This is a genomic window from Tigheibacillus halophilus (genome assembly GCF_042683165.1).
GTDB classification, from domain to species: Bacteria; Bacillota; Bacilli; order Bacillales; family Amphibacillaceae; genus Tigheibacillus; species Tigheibacillus halophilus.
In genome coordinates this window covers 58,507-77,586 of sequence record NZ_JBHUIZ010000006.1, presented here as the reverse complement: position 1 = coordinate 77,586, position 19,080 = coordinate 58,507, and the positions used below count along the sequence as shown (strand labels likewise).

Sequence of the window (19,080 nt, the reverse complement as noted above, 5' to 3'; positions counted from 1 at the left end):
GAAACTGGCCTTCTATGACCTGGTTTATTTCATTTCTACACCTTTTTCATCAAAGTATTTCTTTGCACCGGGATGCAAATCAATACCGATACCATCCAATCCGCTTTCTGGCTTGATGAATTTTGCTTTGTCATGTTTGATTTTATCCGGGTTCTCATAAATAGCTTTTGTGATTTTGTAGACTGCGTCTTCAGAAAGATCATCTCTAACAGCCAACATCGCAAGAACAGCCACTGTCTGGACATCTTCTTTTAAGCCATAGGTGCCAGCTTCGACTGTATCTTCAGCATAATATGGATACTTTTCCACCAATGCATCGACTTTTTCTTTGTCGATCGGCACGATGCTCACTTTCGCAGATGCGGTCAAACCTTCGACAGCACCAGTCGGGGTTCCCGCGGTGATGAAAGCAGCATTGATCGTGCCATCCTGGATACCGCCAGTCGACTCGCCAAAGTCCAGATTCTGCGGCTTGATATCATCCATTGTCATGCCATAAATTTCTAGAATTTGTTCTGCATTAATATATGTACCAGATCCAGGAGCACCGACTGATACAGTTTTCCCTTTCAAATCTTCCACAGATTTAATTCCCGACTTTTCCGTCGTCACGATTTGAATAGTCTCCGGGTAAAGTGAACCGAGCGCTTGGACGTTATCCACTTTTTTCCCTTCAAATGCGTTCGTTCCTTCAATTGCGTTTGCAATGACGTCCGTCTGGACAAAAGCGATATCGGCTTCCCCATTTGCTAAAGAGATTACATTATCAGCTGAAGCATTGGAGGATACTGAATCTGTTTGAATACCTGTCTCGTCAGAAATGATTTTGGCCATCTGTCCGCCAAGCGGATAATATGTACCGCTGGTGCCACCTGTCAACATTTGCATCAGCTTGGGGGTATCCCCTTTTGATGAATCTTTCTCTTTTGAATCCGTTTTCTTATCTCCGCATGCTGTTAAGAACAAGGCTAAGACCAGTAGCATTGCAACAGATAAAAATGCCCCTTTTTTTCTCATGTAAAAAATCCCCCTTTTGTACTTGCACATAGTTATACCTCACATATTACTAAATTTTTTGCACAATTGTCAACAAATTTTAAAATCAAAACAGTTTGTGGAGTCGCTTATAAAGAATGTAGTCATCCATCTTAAATCGTCCGCCACACAGGAGATGAACAGACTCTCGATACCAAGCAGCAACTACAAAGTTTAGCAGCTTCGTTTGCTAGAGGTAAAATCCTATTCCATCATCCTGTCTGGTTGATTCATGAAAACGCTTTCCAAATAAACTGACTCGTGGTAATATAAATATAACTTGCAATAATACATCATGATTGGGTTAACTGCCTTGTAAAATATTTCCCAAGGGGGGATGCTGCAAAATGATGAATGCACAATTAACGATCGGTTCGATGATGGAGCATGCTGAAACGTTTTTTTTCAAAAAAGAGGTCATTTCACAAACGCATGACAAGCTGCACAGGTTCACCTATAAAGAGATTGGGCAGCGAACGAGAAGGCTGATGTCCGTTTTACAGGGACTCGGAGTAAATAAAGGTGACAAAGTCGGCACACTGGCCTGGAACCATCACAGACATTTGGAAATCTATTTCGCAGCACCGGGCATGGGAGCAATCCTGCACACCATCAATATCCGTCTTTCCCCTGAACATATTATCCATATCATCAATCATGCGGAGGATAAAGTTCTTTTCGTTGATGAAGACGTTTTGCCGCTTATTGAAAAAATCAGCGCTCATTTACAAACCGTAGAAGCTTTCATTGTAATGACTGACAAGCCGGAACTTCCTGCGTCTAAGCTGCAGCCGTTGTATTCGTATGAGAATTTGATTGCTTCCGGTGATCCCGCCCACCCATTCGCTCAGGACATCAAAGAAAACGACGCTGCCGGTATTTGCTATACTTCTGCAACAACCGGCAAACCGAAGGGGGTAACCTATTCGCATCGCGGCATTGTATTACACTGCTATGCATTAGGATTAGCAGATGCTGCCGCCATATCCGAATCAGATGTTGCCATGCCTGTGGTCCCGCAATTTCATGTCAACGCCTGGGGTATGCCGTTTGCGTGTACATGGTTTGGCAGTACGCAGGTCATGCCAGGTCCGCAATTCACGCCTGAAAGACTGGCGACATTTATCGAAGCATATCAAGTGACGATCACAGCGGGGGTGCCGACAATCTGGCTGGCGCTGGCGAAGGAGCTGTCTAGAGGCAATTATGATACGTCCAGTTTGCGGGCGGTATTATGCGGAGGATCAGCAGCGCCTTTAGGTTTGATCAAAACATTTGAAGAACATTTCGGCATCCCTTTTTTCCATGCGTACGGTGCGACCGAAACTACGCCGCTGGTAACATTTTCCCGATTGAAAAGCTATCAGCGTAACATTACCAGTGAAGCTAAATTGGAAGAAAAAAGCAGACAGGGAATCCTTGTTCCCGGCTTGAGAATGAAAGTTGTCGGCAGTGACGGACCTGTCAAATGGGATAATAAAGAAATGGGAGAACTTTTGCTGCAGGGACCTTGGATTGCCGATTCCTATCTTCATGATGAACGGAGCGATGCAGCATTCACAGAAGGCTGGTTTCATACCGGGGACGTCGTGACCGTCGATGAGGAAGGTACAATCAAAATTGTCGACAGAATCAAAGACCTGATCAAAAGCGGCGGCGAATGGATTTCTTCAGTCGATCTGGAAAATGCACTTATGGCCCATGAAAGTGTGTTTGAAGCAAGTGTTGTCGCTATACCTGATCCGCAATGGCAGGAACGGCCAATTGCGTGCGTCGTATTGAAAGAAGGATATGACACTGACAAAGAAGAACTGATAGATTTTTTGCGGCCGCAATTTGCTCATTACTGGCTGCCGGATGATATCCTGTTTTTTGATGAAATACCTAAAACGGCTGTCGGGAAATTTCTTAAACGACAGCTGCGTGAACAAGTTAAAGCGAGATACACTCCCAGCAAGTAGCATGCACTTGAATAGGCGCTTCCCTGTGCTTTCACAGGTTCGGGAAGCGCATGATGTTTTTCATCGTCTTTTGCCCACCATATCATAAACAATCGCTTTCGCAGATTCCACTTTGTGTAAACAGCCGACCCCTTGGCCGGCCCACAGTGACTGCAAATCACTAAGGGCGTATTCTTTCGCCGCGGCTCTTATATCTTTCGTCAACTCGTTTTGTATCGGAAAAGGTTCTGTCTTAACTCCGCAGTTTTCCATATCAGTGATAAATCGATTACGGATTGCTCTCGCTGGACGGCCGGAAAATGCTTTGGTGATGACGGTATCAGCTGTGCCGGCATGTAACAATGCATTGCGGTACGCCGCATTCGTACCTGCTTCCCTGGCCAACAGAAACCTGGTTCCGATCTGTACGCCTGATGCACCGAGGGTCAATAACCCGGCAAGCTGTTGTCGAGTATATATTCCACCGGCAGCGATAATAGGAATAGTCAGATGTTCAAGCAATTCCTGCACCAGCGTATATAGTCCAATATTACAGCCTTCTGGATATTTTTCTATATCAAACGTCCCACGGTGTCCGCCAGCCTCCATCCCCTGTGCGACAATGATATCATACCCTGTTTCAACAAGCTGTCTCGCTTCTTGAAGATTCGTAGCCATGCCGATCACTTGGGTATTGGCAGTTTTTAGTTTCTCCATCCAGGAAGCAGAAAGCGCACCAAATGCTGTGCTTACAATCTTGATACCCTCCTCAAGAATGACCTGTAATTTTTCCTGCAGATGGTCGTTGACTTTGACAGCTTCCTTTCCTTCTTTCAGATCCAATTCTGCCCGATATGTATTTAAAAATTGTTGCATTGGCGTCGAGTCTGTCGAAAACGATTCAAGATTCAGCGCGAACAGATTAACTGCAAAAGGCTTCTTCGTCAGCTTCTTTACTTCTTGAATGTCGTTTTTAAGAGCTGATGCACTCATATAACCAGCTCCGATTGTCCCCAATCCGCCTGCGTTGGAAACTTCAGCCACTAATTTTGGTGTTGTGATGCCTCCGGCCATCCCTGCTTGAATAACCGGATATTGTATGTGGAGTAAGTCCATTGCTTTTCTTACCAATTTCATTCGCCTCCATTTTCCCTCTGTTTTCTTAAGCATATCACAAATCTGTCAAAAACGATGGCGAAGCACGTATTATCAGTAACTAAATCTTTCCCGCTGGTGCATGGTTTCGCTTAAGGATTTCACTTAAGCCATGCTCGTTACAGCTTAACAGGCGCTTGTACTACTTTGTTTTCAGGGGGTTTTTAGCTTTCTTCAGAAAAATAAAGAGATGTGGCTTGATCGGCTGTTTGCCATGTGTCTGATAATGCTCGGGTGTCGCCTTACTTCCTTAATTACGAGACAGTTTAAACGACGATGCAGTGAAATCTTTCCCTTTTTTTCTTCTTGACAATATTAAGAAAATTCCATAGCATAGATAATATTAATTTATAACTTTTTTATGTTTTATTATCGTTTATTTACTGAATTATGAAATAAATAAGGAGGGACACCATGCAGGTAAAAATTGCTGCGATAGGGAGAGAGCAGCACCTTTCACAATTGTGCCAAATAGCTCGGGATAATCCGGATATCGAAATTGTACCTTTTCGTTATAATTCCATCCGCGAATCACCTGGTTTGATAGAAAAGGCTTTTATGTGTGATATCTATTTATTTACCGAAGTAGCGGGCTTGCTAGCGGCAAAAAAACTGATTGAGAAGAAGAAATTGCCGGTTGTGCATGTGCCGATTGATACCTATATGGTGCTGTCATCACTTTATCAGGCTAAAACAGCATATGAAAATCTACCGTTAGGGAAAGTGTCCATTGATGTACCGCCATGCACACATATCGAAGAAATGCTTCTTGATCTGCGGTTTACAAAGTCATTCATCCTTACATACGGTGATATTGGTAACACAGATTTCGACTGTTCCAAAATCGTGGAGCATCACAAACAATTGTGGGAACAGGGGAAAATCAATCATGTACTAACATCCTTATATGAAGTACACGAGCAGCTCAACCGCCTGCAAATACCTAATCATTGCATGCCAATACCATCAAAGAATATAAAGGAGGCATTGGAGGAATCACAATCCGTTGCCAGTTTGAATCAAAGCATCAGCGCCCAAGTCGTTGCGGCTTTTATCCGAATAAAAAACGCGCAGGCACTGGAAGACAAATATGGAGAAGCAGAGGTACTTGATTATCAGAAAAAACTGTTCGCCATATTGGAATCATTCGCAGCAAAAGTGGAAGCTTCTATTTTTGAAAATGAAAAACAGGTGGTCCTTTTCGGTACCCGTTCGTTGCTTGATTATTTAGCAAATCATTTACGTCATCTGCCATTGCTTTTTGAAATAGAGCAGGAAATCAGGAACCCGGTTGCCATTGGATTCGGATTCGGGCTGACTGCCAAGCAGGCTGCGCTTCATGCCAGCTTGGCGATCCGGGCATGTGAAGAAATGCAAGGAAGCAGCTGTTATATTGTCAACGATCGTAAGGAAACAATCGGGCCGCTAGGCGTTAAAAAACATTTCAATACATCAGAACTTTATCATGCATTGATTCACGGAGCCCGACTCAATAATGAGCTGTCCTATTCATTCATCGACTTTATCAATTTTCGCAATAATGAGCCTTTCTCTTCCCAGGATATAGCTGCATATTATCAAGTAACAAAGCGGAGTGCAGAACGGACTATTAACAAATTGCTTCACGGTGAAGTCATTAAAGTTGTTGGCAAAGAACGCCCATATGCAAAAGGAAGACCGAGAAAGCTATTCCAAATCAATATGTAAACATGGCGTAAATCCGTCCGTTTAATCCGGGCGGATTTACATCATGGTGTGACCCATCACACTGACCAGCCATTTTCTACATGAAAAAGAGCACCCTATGGCACTCCCGTCATGCATATCCCCGTTGTATAACATCATCCTTTGGTAGAAAAAAGGTATTCAATCAGTTGATTCATGATAGAAACATCATCTGTCACAAGAAATATCGGCAACATCATGATGACGAGCAAGACAGCAAGGTTCGCAACGATCATTTTTCCGATTCCACGGAATATTTTCATTTGTAGCCCTCCTTCATGATGTGTCTTCTTCATCATAATTCCCGGAAAACATTTGTCACAAACCTGTCACAGTCCTCCTTTCAAGAAGAAGTCTCATGAAACTGCCTGCAACACCTCATTTAACTGTTTCCATTTTGCTTCTAGCGGACTAACCCTGCGTGAAACGACTAGCAGTCTAAGTACCGGAAAACGTATGGTTATGGCAAAGATGTATGCTTCCCAAGCAAACCCAAAATAAGGAAAAAGACGATATCGTCTTTTTCCTTATTATTATATGCGCAAAAGTTCGCGAATGTCCTCTTCACTCAAACTTGAGAGCATTGTTTCTCCAGGCTGAATGACTTTATCAATCAACGCCCGTTTTTTTTGCTGCAGTTCAAATATTTTTTCTTCGATGGTCCCATCTGTAATCATCCGGATAACTTGCACAACATTCTTCTGGCCAAAGCGATGTGCTCTTCCTGTGGCCTGATCTTCAACTGCTGGATTCCACCATAAATCATAAAGTATTACAGTATCTGCCCCAGTAAGATTCAAGCCTGTGCCGCCTGCTTTTAACGAGATAAGGAAGACAGGCTTCTCTCCTTGATTAAATCGTTCACTCATTTCCACTCGTTCCTTGGAAGGTGTCTGGCCGTGGAGATAAAAGTATTCGATTCCCGCTTCCTGTAGTTTGGAAGCAATGATTTCGTGCATCGATGTAAACTGCGAGAAAATCAGCATGCGCTTACCGTTATCCATCGCTGTTTGTACCGTCTCCATCAGTTGTGATAATTTCCCGGAATCTCCTTCGTAATTTTCAATGAATAAAGAAGGGTGACAGCATATTTGTCGCAGCCTTGTCAAGCCAGCAAGAATTTTCATCCTATTTTCCTGAAAGCTGTTTTCCTTTAAAGATAAAGCAGTTTCCTGCTGCAGTTTACGTAAATAACCGACATATAAATCCTTTTGTTCCTTTGTCAATTCGGATACGCTCACTGTCTCGATTTTTTCAGGGAGTTCTTTCAGAACATCGCCTTTTAGACGTCGCAAGATAAACGGTTTGGTCAAAGAAGCAATTTTTTCATGTGCCATCTGTCTGAATTCCTTCTGAGCCGGCATCTGCCCTGGCAGAATCACTTGAAAGATGGACCAAAGCTCACCGATCGAATTTTCAATTGGCGTCCCGCTTAGCGCAAAACGTCGGTACGCTTTGATCTGACGGATTGCCTGGGAGGTTTTTGTCGCATAATTTTTTATATACTGTGCTTCATCCAAAATCATTGTTTGAAACTGCAATGATTGATATAGCGCTATATCCTGTCTTAAGGTTGCGTACGAAGTCACCCAGATATCTGCTTCGTTGGATAATTCCATTTCTGCATGGCGCTGTTCGGCAAGCCCGGTCAGTACAGCGACAGACAAAGATGGCGTGAATTTTTCAATTTCATTTTTCCAGTTATAGACCACCGAGGAAGGCGCTACAATCAAATGTGGATAATCGCTTGGCTCGGAGGCGATATAGGCAATACTCTGCAATGTTTTTCCAAGCCCCATATCATCTGCCAGTATCCCACCCAGATGATATTCACTCAATGACTTGAACCATTGGAAACCGGTCAGCTGATAATTGCGTAAATCAGCCTGCAATTTTTCCGGTAATTCGTATACTTGTTCCTCCGGCGATTTTAAATGATTCAGCAGTCTTCTGAAAGTAGGATCGTAATCTTTTTGTGTATGAAGCAATTCATCAATTTGCATGCCTCGGTAAACCGGCATTTGCAGTGTTCCATCCTCATTGATATCACTTTTTTTTATGTGCAGATCATTAACAAACTGGCTGAGTGAGGAAAACTCTTCTCCCTCAAGCGATAACAATGCACCGTTTTGCAGACGGTAGTAGCGTTTTTTTTCAATAACAGCCTCCAGAATCTGTTGGACTTCCCCATCCTCGATCCCTTGCATGTCAAAGCCTACTTCAAGCAGATCCGTATCCCCTTCAAGCCGTATGCTGGTACTTGGACCTTGTTTCATATCGAAAATCATATGCCGAATTTCTTTGGATAAATATAGCTCCACATATTCGTCGAGAATAGGCAGCAATTTGTACAGGAAGTGATACATCTCTTCCTCATCGTTTTCCATATACAGATCCTTGCCATTATAGTGGAAATTGACATGCTCGATCAGGCTCATAATCTGGTTTTCTTTTTGCACATCGCGAATCAGGATGAAATCACTTTTTTCAGTAGTGCCAAAAGGCAGAATGATGGTATCACCATAATGATACTCCAGTTTTCCGATCACCAGTTCATCACGAAGCTGCAAATACAATTTCGCGTGCAGTGGATACTGGACAATCTCTTCAGATACTTTCTCAGAAATTTGCACGTCACCAACTTTTTTTAAAGACGGCAGTGCTTCAGAAATGAAAGTATCGGCCTGTTTCCTTTCGATCGCCATGTTTTGCTGCATTCCCCCAAATGCCACTACCTGTTCCAAAATAGGGAGCTGTTCCTTCTTTGGGAAATAAAATACACCTCTGTTGTACAGCATTTGGTAAGAGGGGAAGAGCTTCATGCTTGAAATGTCTCCCAAGGCAAGCTGCAACTCCCCTTGTTCGTTTTTGGTAATGGAGAACTGGAAAGGCAAACTGTCTGTTTCAATCGCTATCTGGCTGTTTTGATTGACTGTATTTTCCATCTTAAAGTCACGCCCGACCAATTTGGTGAAAAGCTTTTTGACAAGCAACGGCGCAATCCTGATATAACGTTTATCCTCTGTGTGTCGTTGGGCATAGAATGAAAAATGATTATCATGATAAATGGATTCATTGCGGTACATATCAGTCAGCATTTCGAAAATTTCCAAATCCTGCTGCTGTATTTGATGCGTCTCAGGAGAGTATGAAAAATTTTTGGTGAAGAAATAAGAATTTCCACGTAAAACCGCTTTGAGGAATCCCTCCGCATCCTTTACAACATAGCAGCGTTTTTCGCCGACTTTCATTTCGAGATAGACATATTCTGCATAGGAAAATACGCAGTAGTATTCCACATGTAACGGTACTTTTTCTGGTAAAAGTTCAACCGTGGCCTGTGGCTGCTGCAAGGAAGTGAGCGCCTGTATGAAACGGTTTGACGCCTCATAATTTCGGGTTGCTTCAGAAGGGGGGGTATGGCCGCCGCGTTGCCAATTCGATTCCTTATGTTTGATATATATCAATGTGGCCGCAATATGCTTGCATGTATCATACATATCAAAAGCAGGACAATCACATTCTGCATCCAAATGTCCGGTAAAAATGGATGGTGCCTCTATTTGTACGAAATAAGGCTGCGAACCACGTACGGTTGCCGTCCATAATTCATTATTTACATCGTATAAAAGGTCACGAACGCGTTTTTGATGATAATAATCCAAACCTCGCCTGTATATAAAACTGGGGAACAGCTGCTGGATATCAATTTCGCTTATATTTTTCAATATGCTATGAACCTTCCTTTACTTTTGCTTATCCCTCTATTGTAAACGAGAAATAACATTTTTAAAATGATTTGTATAGAAAAGATACGCAAATTGTATTTCAAAGTACATTTCCATATATAAAGAATGGAGCCGTCTCCCTTAAGATGTGCTTCCTTACAAAATTGTAAGGCTGATGAAAGCTGAATCCATACCTTATGGCCATTAAAGCAGTTAAACTAAAAATAGATATTATATTGGAGGGAAACAAAATGAATGAACATGTGCTTTCAGTAAAGCATCTTTATAAGGTTTATGGCAAAAGCAACCCTTTCCATGCATTGCAGGATGTCTCTTTTGATATGGCAAAAGGTGAATTCATTGGAATCATGGGACCATCGGGGGCTGGAAAAACTACCTTACTAAATGTCATATCGACATTGGACAAAGCCTCTAAAGGTTCCGTCGAAATCGCCGGAACGGACATCACAAAAATGAAACAGGGCCAGCTTGCTGATTTTCGTTCTGCTGAGCTAGGATTCATTTTTCAAGATTTCAATCTGCTGGAGAACTTGACTATCTACGAAAATATCGCCCTGCCACTGTCACTGCAAGGAGTGGCCTCACGCGACATCAAACCGCGCGTGGAGCAGGTCGCCAAAAAATTGGGCATCGTCCCCATTCTTCCTAAGTTACCTGTCGCTGTTTCCGGCGGGCAAAAGCAACGTGCAGCTGCTGCAAGAGGCTTAGTCCACGATCCTGCCATCATATTAGCTGACGAACCGACTGGTGCACTGGATTCCAAAAATGCGAAAAGCCTGATGGAAACGATGGTACAGCTCAATGAAAACCATGATGTATCTATCATGCTGGTCACTCATGACCCGTTAAGCGCAAGTTACTGCCAGCGGATTCTGTTCATCCAGGATGGAAAATTAGATCGGGAAATACACAGAACCGGCTCACAAGGGCAGTTCCATCAGGAAATCCTGGATGTTCTTGCACAAATCTCTTCACCGGATCTATTGGATTAGGAGTGAAAACATGATGCTATTCAAATTATCAATATCCAGTATGAAAAAATTACGCAAGGATTATCTTGTTCTGTTGTTCGGCCTCACGATTTCCATCGCGATTTTTTATATGTTTGAAACGCTGGCTCAAAACAAAGTATTTATTGAGGCGAACAGCATGATTTCCGCCATCGTGTTCGTCTTTCATATTGGTACGTTCATCCTAGGCGTGATCACCGTTTTTTATATCTTTTATGCTACCTCCTTTATTCTGTCGATCCGGCAGAAAGAAATGGGGATGTATTTAACACTTGGGGCTAAAAAACGCAAAGTTTCACAAATGATGTTTTTAGAAACCTTCGCTATCGGTATCATTTCTTTAATAGCTGGTATCCTCATTGGTGTCGGTCTGGCCAAGGCAGTCGCAATGCTTTTCACCTGGCAGCTGGATTTTTCCGCAAAAGGGTTCGAGCCATTTTACATGTCTTCCATCATCACGACTGTCGTATTTTATATCATCTTGTTTTTCCTGACGGCTTCGACCAATGCTTTCCAGATCGCTCGTAAACCTGTACTTGCCCTGCTTCACGCAGATCGCAAACAAGACAATGTATACGGAAAAGGGATTTGGACATTCATTGGGGTCATCCTGTCTGTCGCGTTGATTGGCTTCGGTTACTGGGCCATGGTACACATGGAAAAGCTGGGGCAATTTGGTGTCATCGTAGCAGCGATAACAATTACACTTGGCACTTACTTGTTTTTTATAGCTTTTCTGCCATTTTTCATCAAGCGAATGAAAGGCATTAGAAGTCTAAATGAAAAAGGAATCAATTCTTTCACATTGGCACAGCTTCGCTTTCGAATTCAACAGTTGACAAAGGTCCTGGGAACGGTAGCCATGCTGATTGCATTAGGTCTTGGCGCCATGACAGCGGGGCTTGCTTTCTATCATAATATCGAAAAACAAGTAGACATGTTTTTTATCAATGATGCGACTGTCTATCAACCTGACGAAAAAGATGAAAAGTTGCTGTCCACCATGGATATCAAGGAAAAAAACGCTTATCATTATAAAATCACGGACAAAAAAGTTTACTTTCTTAAAGATGATTTGATGGCTCATCCACCGCTTACGATGGTATTCGATCCAGGAACGATGAAATACCCCAAAAGCCAAAGAGTCGATACGAAACTTCCAAAAGCAATATATGCTGCCAATGAAGAAAAATCTGTTACGCCCCTTCCTAAAAAATGGCTGGATGCACTGCAACAAATGAACGCAGGCCCTGAAATGTTTGGCAGCCGCACCATTTACGTTGTGGATGGCGCAAAGTACGATAATATCACCGCAAAATCAAAACAGGTGCTGCTCATCCGCACGAATGGATACGAACCATATCTGTCACAGTTCAAACAACTCGATTCACGGCAAATCAAGCTTGCCTCTGATTATCGGGGAGAAAAGGTAGATTCTGTGAATGATAAATATGCTGGTTATGTAGGATTCAAAGCCATATCCAGCGGAACTATTTTTATGGGGTTATTCCTCGGAGTCGCATTTTTGATGATGATGGCCAGCGTGCTTATGTTCAAGCTGCTGTCCAGCGCTTCATCTGATATCGGCCGTTATCAGATGCTGCGGAAGATCGGTGTGCGCACTGCGACGTTATCAAAGTCGATTTACCGGGAAGTATTTCTCGTATTCCTATTTCCGGCTATCATCGGGCTATTCCATGTGCTTATCGGTATGAAGATGTTCGGCTTCATCCTGATAGACCCATATGCAAAAATTTGGATACCAATCAGTATTTTCCTCATCATATATGGTGTTTATTATTGGTTGACAGTCACCATGTACAAAAGTATCGTTTTACCGAAAGAAAAATGATGCTTATGACGTCGCCAACGGCTGCTTATGAAAATTGTTTAAGAAAGCACCAGGTTCTCTTTTTCATTGAACCTGGTGCTTTTCATGTTGCTATGAAACTATTTTTCTCGAACGTATGAGCAAATACACATACAATAGCATGGAAATCGCCACAGAACCTGCAGCAGTTACATAGATGGCATAGTAGCCCCAAATTCCTGCCAATTGTCCGAACACAATCGCTCCCAATCCGACACCTAAATCAAAAAAAGAAAAAAATGTCGCATTTGCCATACCCTTTCGGTAGGATGGGGCTTTATCCACAGCCCACGCTTGCAAGGCAGGCTGCACACTGCCAAAACCAAGTCCGTAAAAACCGGCGGCAACAAGCATGACAGTCAGATTCGGCAGCCATGACAGCAGGGCCATCGCGATCAGAACCATTGCCGTTCCTGGCAGAAAAACATATAGATGGCCTTTTTTATCGTAAATTCGTCCAGCAAATGTTCTGGAAACCATCAAAAAGATGGCATACACGAGAAAATAGAGTTCAATCCCGTTAATATGTTTTTGTGCTGCATATAACGGCAAAAACGATGCGATCCCGCCAAACGTAACAGTGATAAAAAATAGGAGTACTGAGGGCTGTATTGCCGTTTTCTCAAAGATATCGAATTTGACAGTCGTCGATTTATCCGGCAAAGCTTCCACTTTTTTATAGCGGATTTTCGATGAGAGCAGCAATGCCAGTACTCCCATGCTGCCACAGATGAGAAACAGTTGCATGAAGGTGATTTTCCCTGCCAGTGTCAGTCCGAGCGTAGGACCAAAAGCCAACGCAAGGTTCCCTGACAAGCCAAAATAGCCCATTCCTTCACCCCGGCGTTCAGACGGTATCAAATCCGTTGCAATCGTACCTGTCGCGGTTGTCGAAAATCCCCAGCCGACACCTTGCACAACCCGCATCATAAACAGGATGACAATGCTGGTGATAAAGGCGAATGAGCCAACAGAAATCACAAAAATCACCAGACCCAGCATATATACAAATTGTCGTCCTTTTGACTCCAGCGTATGGCCGGCATAAGGGCGCAACAGCAATGCGGAAAAAGTAAAAACACCTACAATGATGCCAATTAACTGGTCACTGCCTCCCAGCTCTTTGACAAACAACGGCAGGGTTGGCAGTGTCATTTGAAACCCTAAAAAAATAAAAAAATTGGCCAAGCAGATCAATATGAAATCCCGTGTCCAAATCTTTTCCTTTCTTAATGCAGTTTTAACAGCCTCCTGGCTTTTCATATACAGACCACTTCCTTCGATATACGAAGTATATTATACAACAGGAACAGTTTGAAAGCCAGTCGTTGATCACAATTTTTCTCAAAAACCACTTAGCTACAAGATTGATTGCAGTCGACACTTTCCTTACCATCAAACGAGTGACATGACATCCAAAAGTTGCTGTTACCGGATACGGCAAACCTGTATAGGTGACATGTTATCCACAGAACTGCATCATCTGGTAAAGCACTTTAATGATATAGCCACTCCTGATGACAGAAAATATGTGCATTAGATAGTTATTGCGGAAACCATGTCCAATATCGAACTTAGCAGGTAATCATCCAAACAAATCAAGGAGTGACTGGCAGTAGTCACTCCTTGATTTTAGACAATATACGCAATCATTCTCCTATGCCAAGTCCATCACTCTGATTTTCTTCAGGTCAATCACGGTTCTGTTATTGTATAGGGAAAGGATCAGCAAACCATAGTCTGTCTTCTATTGTGATGTTGCTGTACTCATTTTCTCAATTTCCCCGCAGGCAATACGGTCGCCTGCATCCCCGGCGGGTTGTGAAACGTAATCATCGGGCTTGGCGTGGATAATGAATGATGTGCCACCTTCTTGAAACAATGAATTCTTTTTTCCTTTGGCTAATGTAACCCGATCATTGATGAATGTTGCCTCTGCAGTGCCGTCTGCAGTCACCTCCAAATTGGGAAAATCGCCATCATGCGGTCCTCCTGCTGCATCGAAACCGTGTTTAGCGTTGGTGGGGTTAAAATGGCCGCCGGCTGATTCGAATGATGGTGCTTCGCATAAACCTTTTTCATGGATATGAAACCCGTGCAATCCCGGCGGCAAATCGGAAGCCTTCAATGTCATTTCCACCCCTTTATCGGTCTGATGCATATCAACAGTCCCGACTTTCAATCCTTGTGAATTGACTAGCACTGCCCTGGCAGCCAGACCAGCAGTTTCCTTGGCTGCAGCAGCTTCTATATCAGCATCTTGCTGCTTGTTGTTCCCGCTTTCTTCCTGCTTGGGGCCCGAGCAGGCAACAAGCAGTATTGAAAAACTTAGAACGAATGATATGTACATCCATTTTTTCACATGCATGGAAATCCCTCCAGGATCGTTTTAACATCATTGTTGCCAAATCTCGGGAAATTATCCACATTTGTCACATGTACTGTCGGATGTTTTAAAAGCTGAGCTTAGTGGAAACAAAATAATATAAATGATTTCATTGAAAATGGAAAGGAGCAGTTAATTAATATGAAGAGCGATGTATTGTTCACCTCCCACGCCACAGCGAAAAACGGCCGGGAGGGTCATGTCAAGTCAGATGACGGATTAATTGATTTGGACCTGACAATGCCCAACAGCGATTCCGATAAAAAGGGCTCCAACCCGGAGCAGCTATTCGCCGCAGCCTATTCAGCTTGCTATGATGGTGCCTTGAATTTGGTCGCTTCCAAAGAAAAGAAGAAAATTGATTCGACAACCACGGCAGATATCAGTTTTTTGAAAGACTCTGAGGATAACGGCTTTAAAATCGCTGCGACATTGCATATTGAAATAAGCGGAGTTGGTCAGGAAGAAGCTGAGGATTTGGCACAAAAGGCTCATCAGGCCTGCCCTTATTCCAAAGCAACCCGCGGCAATATCGATGTTACATTGAATCCAAAGGCTGTTTAAACAAGCTGTAAACCCCGGTTTCCGTTTAGTATAGGAAAAACCGGGGTTTTTAAGCCTTATCCCAGCACTGCTCGGCGATACTTCAGTCAAACCATCCGTAAATCCTGCTGTAATCTGCTCTCGTATGTATACAAATATGTAGGATCCTTCGGTTTAACAGCTGCCAGATCTCCTCACGATGTGGTTTCGATATACAATTTATAAAAAGTCGCCAGATGACCAAGATTACTTTGCATTGACGTACGCAAATTACGGATTTGGAGATGTAATACCTTTCTGGAGTCACCAGATGCATTTTTCACATGCTGTGCCTGTTCTTCCAGCGACAGAAAATCAATAAGCATCAGTTTTAAATAATTTCTAGTTTCTTCATCATATTTTTCTGTGAAGGCCAATTCTACGATATCATCCCTTGTCTTACGGAGTACCGCAATTATTTCGTCCAATGTATCTATTGATATTTTCATAGCCTTATCATTTGTCAAAAAAGGTATTTGATATGCCTGTAATATATACTGCACATGGTCACTTGTCACATCATCTTGTTTTTTGTGATTGTGATAATAGTTTTTGAACTGCTGCAACTCTTTCCGATACTCCGTGAATAAAAGATTGTGCTGGTCAAATGTCACTGCATGATACAAACTAAATGCGGAAAAAGGATATCGCCAGGTGGCAAATCCTAACATGAGCATAGTCAAAACAAGCAACACAGCAGCGGTCTTTATGATTGTCTTCTTCATGGGCGTCCCTCGACTTATTATTTATTCGTGTTTTCATTTTATCATGCGCGGTCATGTTAGAATACCCTTGCTTCTAAACGCAAAAAAATGAAACACCTTACCCTTCCTAGCTGATCATGAATCAACTATGTCTATGAATACGTCGGCGCCACTACTTTATTTCTACTTTAAGCGTGTACTTTTAAAGCAAATTTAGACTATTTTCTACAAAATAATTTCATCCAGAAATGGAATATGATACCATGAATCTAACTAACTATCATTCACTTTAGTTAGCAGGTTTTCTTTTGAAAATTGAATTCATCTTAACAAAGGAGGCAATCATGACAAACGCGAAAAGATTTTCAATGGTCGGATTTGGAATTCTGCTATTTTTATTCATCTTCCTTCCGGCAGCAAACGCACAGAGTGGAGATGCGTATAAGGTTGGTACATCATCACTGGTGGTGCGCAGTGCACCTGCAAGCAACAGTGAAATCATAGGCCAATTATCCCAAGGACAAACTGTGATTGTTTTCAAGGAACAGCACGGCTGGGCAATGACATATTATGCTGGCAAGGAAGCATGGGTCGCATCCCAATTCCTTGTTGCGGACAGCCAGCAAAGCACTGATTCCGGTGAAACAGTACACAAACCATCCAATGATTATATTGCTGTGGCAGCGGATGGGGTGAATCTCCGTACAGGGCCTGGGACGAACCATCAGGTCATCGGCTCTGCTTTACATGGTGACACATACAAGCTTACTGGTACGAAAGGTGATTGGCATCGGATCGTTCTTGGGGATGGCACCACCGCATGGATTGCTGCCTGGCTGACTAGTCCGACAAACGTTCATCAGACAACCCGACAAACCAAAGCGACCAATACGTCACAAAGTAACGGTACGCAAACAAAAAGAGCATCACTAGCAGGGTATAATATTGTCCTTGACGCAGGACATGGCGGAAAGGATCCCGGCGCACTCGGTCTTGACGGCCTAAGAGAGAAAGATTTGACATTATCTACCGCCAACAGGGTTCGCGATGTATTGCAAAGTGAGGGAGCGACCGTGGTTGCGACACGTTCCGGTGATGAGTTTCTTTCGTTAGACAAACGTGTTCAGATTAGTAATTCCTATAAAACTGACGCATTCATCAGCTTACATTTTAATGCCTACCCAACAATGACGGTCCGTGGTGTAAGCACCCATTATTATAGCAATGGCGGAAATGATATGGCGCTTGCCCAATCAATCCAGACTGCTTTAATGCAGCATGTGAATATGCCAAACCGAGGCATTCACCAATCCGATTATCATGTCCTTCGCACGAACAGTGATCTGGCTGTACTTGTCGAACTCGGCTTCATCACCAATCAATATGATGCTGGCAACATTCAAACCAATCAATACCAGACAGATGTAGCCAATGCGATTGCAGACGGCTTGAAGACATATTTTAACTGACAGACATGCAGCTGTTTTCTATGCAGCTGCATGTTTTTTATTTAGAAAGAATGCCTCTCTCTATAAGCGATTTCTTTTTCAGTTTCAGCCGCAATGATTTACACTAATGATACAAGCAAAGAAAGAGGAGGACTGGATAATGGATGAACAGCTCCGGAATATCGCTTCGGACGTTCAAGCTGCGTATGGCTTGGAAGAGTATTATCTAAAAGAACAAGACTGTTGTCTATTTCGAGAGCGTAATGCCTTACATGAATCAATCTATATTTATTCCATGACATTTTACCCGCAAAGATATGCTGAAAATGAACAGGAAGATGAAAATCCCGAAGGGGCCGCCATCGTAGAAATCAATTTTCACAGCAAACAACTACGCCGAATGGTTTTTGTGCAAGGGAAATCATTCGCTAACCAGACTGGCGCCTACCCGGATAATGACAGGGAATCTGTGATCGACTGGGTAGAAAACCGGACAGGATTGGCTTGGGGAAGGCAGTTTCAACTAGCAGAATCCTCGGACGGTACATACAAATTCCACGCTACTGTGGATAATATTCCTGTTCACCCAGGCGGAATAATTAAGGTCCGTTTTGCTGATCAGAAATTGGTATCTTTCTCCATATATGGCGTCTTCCCTCAGGAAGAGCAAGTCATCTGGGAGCCTTTCGCGCTGTTGCCCGAAGACGTAGAAAAGATATCGTTCAGCCAACTGAAGTTAGTCGATTTCCCAGTGCATAGCCAGAAAAAATGGGTGCCGATTTATGGATTGGAAGAAACGTTCATTACCAATGACAAACGGATCATTCCCATGGAAATAAATGATAGCAGCGGGGCATTTATTAAAATGGACAAGGTTATTGAATGGAAAGAAATTGCAGTGCCGGAAGGTTTTCGACGCCAAGAACTGAAACTCGATGATAAAGCCCCAATGGAGGAAGCACGCGAAAACGTTGCTGACCCTGATACAAAACCGATTACAAAGGCACAGAAAGAAGCATGTGTGAAGACAGTAACACGTTTCTTGCAGGCTGTTTACCCAAATGACTCCGGCAAATGGCGATTAACAAAGTTACAGCGTGACCATGGTTACTTGGCTGCCGATCTTAAAGAAACGGAAATGAAACGGCAGCGTATTCTAGCTGACAAAGTCCGCTTATTCATTCTTCCGGAGACGATGGAGCCGCTGAATTATATCGACAGGAAATCCTTTTTAGATACATTTACGGAATATAAAAACAATGAGACAGTCACTGTCCCAAAAGAAGCTGCACTGGAAAAAATTCGGGATGATATTACGTTAGAGCCAATTTATGTGTACGATCATGAGAGAAAATCGTTCATTCTATGCGGAAAACTGGATTGTGATTATGGGGTGGATGCCGTAAGTGGCGAACGGGTATGGTTAGACGATTTTCAAGATTAACCATTCGAAAAAAATGAAAATCCCTCGTTCAA

General features: G+C 42.9%; 14 protein-coding genes. 7 read left to right on the top strand and 7 right to left on the bottom strand.

The annotated features are described in order from the left end of the window. Positions 1 to 24 precede the first annotated feature (24 nt). Positions 25 to 1,017, bottom strand: a complete 993-nt coding sequence (locus ACFSMW_RS08825; RefSeq protein ID WP_390354906.1) for a TAXI family TRAP transporter solute-binding subunit — start codon at positions 1,015 to 1,017, stop codon at positions 25 to 27. A 365-nt stretch (positions 1,018 to 1,382) separates the two neighbouring features. On the opposite strand from ACFSMW_RS08825, the gene ACFSMW_RS08820 reads away from it, so the two are divergent. Continuing rightward, the gene (locus ACFSMW_RS08820; RefSeq protein WP_390354904.1) at positions 1,383 to 2,996 is read left to right on the top strand and encodes a long-chain fatty acid--CoA ligase; all 1,614 of its coding nucleotides are present in this window, start codon (positions 1,383 to 1,385) and stop codon (positions 2,994 to 2,996) included. A 60-nt stretch (positions 2,997 to 3,056) separates the two neighbouring features. Here ACFSMW_RS08820 and ACFSMW_RS08815 read toward each other — a convergent pair whose 3' ends face one another. Next, positions 3,057 to 4,112, bottom strand: coding sequence for an NAD(P)H-dependent flavin oxidoreductase (locus tag ACFSMW_RS08815; RefSeq protein WP_390354903.1), 1,056 nt, complete (start codon positions 4,110 to 4,112; stop codon positions 3,057 to 3,059). Between the two features lie 432 nt (positions 4,113 to 4,544). Between ACFSMW_RS08815 and ACFSMW_RS08810 the strand changes: the two genes are divergently transcribed. Continuing rightward, a complete protein-coding gene (locus tag ACFSMW_RS08810) occupies positions 4,545 to 5,837 on the top strand; it encodes a hypothetical protein (RefSeq protein WP_390354901.1) in 1,293 nt (430 codons plus the stop codon). Between the two features lie 134 nt (positions 5,838 to 5,971). Here ACFSMW_RS08810 and ACFSMW_RS08805 read toward each other — a convergent pair whose 3' ends face one another. Both ACFSMW_RS08805 and ACFSMW_RS08800 read right to left on the bottom strand, forming a co-directional pair. Next, positions 5,972 to 6,118 carry a hypothetical protein gene (locus tag ACFSMW_RS08805; protein WP_390354899.1) on the bottom strand — a complete coding sequence of 49 codons (147 nt, stop codon included), beginning with the start codon at positions 6,116 to 6,118 and terminating at the stop codon, positions 5,972 to 5,974. Between the two features lie 270 nt (positions 6,119 to 6,388). Beyond that, positions 6,389 to 9,583: an SNF2 helicase associated domain-containing protein gene (locus tag ACFSMW_RS08800; protein ID WP_390354897.1), complete on the bottom strand. Its 3,195-nt coding sequence runs from the start codon at positions 9,581 to 9,583 to the stop codon at positions 6,389 to 6,391. A 251-nt stretch (positions 9,584 to 9,834) separates the two neighbouring features. Here ACFSMW_RS08800 and ACFSMW_RS08795 point away from each other — a divergent pair, with 251 nt between their 5' ends. Together ACFSMW_RS08795 and ACFSMW_RS08790 are read left to right on the top strand one after the other, a co-directional pair. After that, entirely contained in the window at positions 9,835 to 10,596 is a 762-nt protein-coding gene (locus ACFSMW_RS08795) for an ABC transporter ATP-binding protein (RefSeq protein ID WP_390354895.1), read from the top strand. Between the two features lie 10 nt (positions 10,597 to 10,606). Then, complete coding sequence (locus ACFSMW_RS08790; protein ID WP_390354893.1) at positions 10,607 to 12,466, top strand: FtsX-like permease family protein; 1,860 nt, start codon at positions 10,607 to 10,609, stop codon at positions 12,464 to 12,466. A gap of 90 nt (positions 12,467 to 12,556) precedes the next feature. On the opposite strand, the gene ACFSMW_RS08785 is transcribed toward ACFSMW_RS08790, so the two are convergent. Both ACFSMW_RS08785 and ACFSMW_RS08780 read right to left on the bottom strand, forming a co-directional pair. Beyond that, a complete protein-coding gene (locus tag ACFSMW_RS08785) occupies positions 12,557 to 13,747 on the bottom strand; it encodes an MFS transporter (RefSeq protein ID WP_390354891.1) in 1,191 nt (396 codons plus the stop codon). Between the two features lie 484 nt (positions 13,748 to 14,231). Continuing rightward, entirely contained in the window at positions 14,232 to 14,852 is a 621-nt protein-coding gene (locus ACFSMW_RS08780; protein ID WP_390354890.1) for a superoxide dismutase family protein, read from the bottom strand. Positions 14,853 to 15,011: 159 nt separating this feature from the next. On the opposite strand from ACFSMW_RS08780, the gene ACFSMW_RS08775 reads away from it, so the two are divergent. Further along, positions 15,012 to 15,434, top strand: coding sequence for an organic hydroperoxide resistance protein (locus tag ACFSMW_RS08775; RefSeq protein WP_390354888.1), 423 nt, complete (start codon positions 15,012 to 15,014; stop codon positions 15,432 to 15,434). A gap of 173 nt (positions 15,435 to 15,607) precedes the next feature. On the opposite strand, the gene ACFSMW_RS08770 is transcribed toward ACFSMW_RS08775, so the two are convergent. Further along, positions 15,608 to 16,177: a hypothetical protein gene (locus ACFSMW_RS08770; protein ID WP_390354886.1), complete on the bottom strand. Its 570-nt coding sequence runs from the start codon at positions 16,175 to 16,177 to the stop codon at positions 15,608 to 15,610. 323 nt (positions 16,178 to 16,500) lie between these two features. On the opposite strand from ACFSMW_RS08770, the gene ACFSMW_RS08765 reads away from it, so the two are divergent. Next, positions 16,501 to 17,625, top strand: a complete 1,125-nt coding sequence (locus ACFSMW_RS08765; RefSeq protein ID WP_390354884.1) for an N-acetylmuramoyl-L-alanine amidase — start codon at positions 16,501 to 16,503, stop codon at positions 17,623 to 17,625. Positions 17,626 to 17,764: 139 nt separating this feature from the next. Then, a complete protein-coding gene (locus ACFSMW_RS08760; protein WP_390354882.1) occupies positions 17,765 to 19,048 on the top strand; it encodes a hypothetical protein in 1,284 nt (427 codons plus the stop codon). The last annotated feature ends 32 nt before the right edge of the window (positions 19,049 to 19,080 follow it).

What these genes read in the sequence shown, in the direction of transcription:
- ACFSMW_RS08825 (WP_390354906.1), bottom strand. Translation starts at nt 1,017, where the DNA reads ATGAGAAAAAAAGGGGCATTTTTATCTGTTGCAATGCTACTGGTCTTA.
- ACFSMW_RS08820 (WP_390354904.1), top strand. Translation starts at nt 1,383, where the DNA reads ATGATGAATGCACAATTAACGATCGGTTCGATGATGGAGCATGCTGAA.
- ACFSMW_RS08815 (WP_390354903.1), bottom strand. Translation starts at nt 4,112, where the DNA reads ATGAAATTGGTAAGAAAAGCAATGGACTTACTCCACATACAATATCCG.
- ACFSMW_RS08810 (WP_390354901.1), top strand. Translation starts at nt 4,545, where the DNA reads ATGCAGGTAAAAATTGCTGCGATAGGGAGAGAGCAGCACCTTTCACAA.
- ACFSMW_RS08805 (WP_390354899.1), bottom strand. Translation starts at nt 6,118, where the DNA reads ATGAAAATATTCCGTGGAATCGGAAAAATGATCGTTGCGAACCTTGCT.
- ACFSMW_RS08795 (WP_390354895.1), top strand. Translation starts at nt 9,835, where the DNA reads ATGAATGAACATGTGCTTTCAGTAAAGCATCTTTATAAGGTTTATGGC.
- ACFSMW_RS08790 (WP_390354893.1), top strand. Translation starts at nt 10,607, where the DNA reads ATGATGCTATTCAAATTATCAATATCCAGTATGAAAAAATTACGCAAG.
- ACFSMW_RS08785 (WP_390354891.1), bottom strand. Translation starts at nt 13,747, where the DNA reads ATGAAAAGCCAGGAGGCTGTTAAAACTGCATTAAGAAAGGAAAAGATT.
- ACFSMW_RS08780 (WP_390354890.1), bottom strand. Translation starts at nt 14,852, where the DNA reads ATGCATGTGAAAAAATGGATGTACATATCATTCGTTCTAAGTTTTTCA.
- ACFSMW_RS08775 (WP_390354888.1), top strand. Translation starts at nt 15,012, where the DNA reads ATGAAGAGCGATGTATTGTTCACCTCCCACGCCACAGCGAAAAACGGC.
- ACFSMW_RS08770 (WP_390354886.1), bottom strand. Translation starts at nt 16,177, where the DNA reads ATGAAGAAGACAATCATAAAGACCGCTGCTGTGTTGCTTGTTTTGACT.
- ACFSMW_RS08765 (WP_390354884.1), top strand. Translation starts at nt 16,501, where the DNA reads ATGACAAACGCGAAAAGATTTTCAATGGTCGGATTTGGAATTCTGCTA.
- ACFSMW_RS08760 (WP_390354882.1), top strand. Translation starts at nt 17,765, where the DNA reads ATGGATGAACAGCTCCGGAATATCGCTTCGGACGTTCAAGCTGCGTAT.